A 2,643-nucleotide genomic window follows, 5' to 3' on the forward strand; every position below is an offset into this window, starting at 1 on the left:
TTTTTTTACAGCCTCCAATCTGTGATAGCCTGGAGGCTGTTTTATTATTCTTTCGCCACCGAACATTTTATATCTCCATTTGTTTTAAAAGAAAATACCCAACCTGGGGTTGGCGATTATCAATAATTTTTTCTGAATATACATTTGCTGTCTTTCTGCTGTGACAGCCCAAAGACAGTGTCACTAATTTATTAATACGGCCTTGCAGGCGGAGTGAAGTTTGATGTCCAACGGGCAATATTACTGATGCGAAACTCGTCAATCATACCGTTCAGATACAATCCATAATCTCGATATTTTCCGATCATTAAAGAACTATAGTACCCTGAAACCATCGTTGATGTGAAACCAGACGCATACACTCCATTTACATACACTTTCCAATATCGAGATTGTGACCTGACGATCGCAAGATGAACCCACTGATCCCGTGGCATCGTAAAATAGCATATTGCATCCCCTCGGGTTCCACCATACTGCAATCCAAAGAAAATGCGTCCGTCAGATTCCTCCATTATATCAAAGCTATAATTTCCACCACCATTGCCTTTTGACATTATACCGTTTCTCACACCACTTTTCAGTTTAATCCAAAAATCGACGGTATAGTTTGGATATAGGGACTCGTTTATGGCATTCGTTCCACTTATCTTTACATACCCGTTTCCTGAAAACGAAACGCAATTCTTGAATTTTCCCACTACATAGGACATATTACTACCAACATAAGGCTTGCCTGAGGCTTCATCTTTCAATGATCCATCAAAATGTAGCAACAGCAAAGTATTCTTGTCTACTTTCTTCCGTCCCATCATCGATCTTATCATACCAACCTCCTTTCCGCCGAAAGTCGGTCAGATACTTGAGTTAAGAGGTGTTTACCCCCCCCATTAACATTTGTAAACAATTATTTCTCATGACTTTATCTCCTATTTTTTAGTCGTTAATATCTTGTTTCATCTTTTTCAACGGCAGATCATTCTTCGTAAGCCCAATAGCGGATCAGGACAGTGCCATCACCGCCGTTACCGTAAGTACCACAACCGCCACCACCGTAACCGCCACTTTTTCTATTGCCATTTCCAGTTCCGCATCCTTTGTCGTAATCGGATTCTCCACCCATGCCCCCATTTATATTTCTGTCTGAACCACCACCTCCGGCATTTCGTTTCCCAGTAGGTTCGCCAAAATCGCGGGTTGTATGCCTTTGACCCTTTCCTCCGCCATATAGGGAACCAGCTGGATAGAGAGAGCCATTTTCATTGCGGCTGCCGATTCCGTTAGATCCATCAGAACCCGCTTTAGCCGTATCTGAATCATCTCCTGCTCCGCCACTTCCGCCGTTGCCACCAGTATATGCTCCGGCATCACTTCCGCCTGGATAACCATTACCCGCACCATTTCCGCCATTAGCTCTATAACTTGAATTTAAGAATTGAGAGTATCCACCGTTGGGGGCAACTTCAGAATACCCTCCAATTCCTCCTTTCCCAACTGTTATCGGAATTGACTGACCCGGTGCAACAGAGATAGCATCACCGTCTCTCCATCCGGATGTATCTTTTTTGAAGGTTTTAGTATAGCCGCCACCTCCACCGCTTCCATTATGTCCTGCACCCCCTCCTCCGACAAGAAACACATCAACCTCCCTACATCCTTTAGGTACGATCCAGGTATAATTCCCGGCAGGATAGAACCTCTTGGTGAACAACTGCAACTTCTTCCGTCCCATCATCGACCGTCTCATCTACGCCCTCCTTTCTTACGATAAGAGGTCGTAACTTCTTTATTTAGAGAGCATTTTACCCCCCCCCGTTTAACTTTTAATAACATAACCTGTTTCATTGCTTTACCTCCTGTACAATTGTGGGCAAGTCTTTCAAGTCGTTCGGATAACCTGTAACGGTTGTCAGAATGCAGAGATAGATCACACCGTATTGTTCATAATATTTGTCTTTCTCGAATGCCATACCCTGCACGTATGGAATAGGATCATCAAGCGTGCCTGCGTGCTCAGCTTCAACGATCTTATACAGTGAAGCAGTTTCTATGCCCGGTTTCCAATCGGCTTGCAGCTTGTGCTTTTGTATTACTTCAAACAAAGTGTCGCTTTCTCCTTCCACTACTCGAAGCCGGAAGCCTATTTCAACTTCCTTGCCAAACTCTGCATCTTTCTCACCCCAAATGGGGAATAAGACCTGCATCTCCAACGCTTGGCTGGCTGTGAGAGACACGCTGTTCATCATCGCACGGGCAAAGGTCACTGCCTGCGCTTCCGGGGATTTAGCGATTGCCTTATCTGCTTTAGTTTGCAAGGCTGCCGTTGTTGTATGGATCATTTCAGGATAGCCTTCCACCACGATAGCTTCGACCTCCTCGGCTGTTTGGGCGGCATCGATACGGGATAGCAAGCCGTCTGTCACCTTGCCGCATTGCTCCGAATAGTCAGCTATTTCGTCAAGAGCAACCGTTAAGATATTCGAGGCGTACAGATGACCGCCTACTTCGACTTCTTCCTGCCGGCCACACTTATCCTTCACTTGCAGGGTGTTCGAGACATATGCGTCCTGTTCATCAATATAATAATGATGGATGTCTTTGTCGTAGATTTCCTGCCGTTTGGCATCACGGGCACGCCAGAGC

The 2,643-nt window shown here is 45.3% G+C and carries 3 protein-coding genes; all 3 read right to left on the reverse strand.

Translation table 11 applies throughout. The annotated features are described in order from the left end of the window. Positions 1-191 precede the first annotated feature (191 nt). Positions 192-827, reverse strand: coding sequence for a LamG domain-containing protein (locus KTG12_RS21015; protein WP_149936039.1), 636 nt, complete (start codon positions 825-827; stop codon positions 192-194). A gap of 149 nt (positions 828-976) precedes the next feature. Further along, positions 977-1,747 carry a glycine-rich domain-containing protein gene (locus KTG12_RS21020; protein WP_147295492.1) on the reverse strand — a complete coding sequence of 257 codons (771 nt, stop codon included), beginning with the start codon at positions 1,745-1,747 and terminating at the stop codon, positions 977-979. Between the two features lie 94 nt (positions 1,748-1,841). Beyond that, positions 1,842-2,643: hypothetical protein (locus KTG12_RS21025; protein WP_216945536.1), on the reverse strand; the 802-nt coding region annotated here is incomplete at its 5' end.

This window comes from Parabacteroides sp. MSK.9.14, assembly GCF_019041495.1.
GTDB lineage: Bacteria > Bacteroidota > Bacteroidia > Bacteroidales > Tannerellaceae > Parabacteroides > Parabacteroides merdae.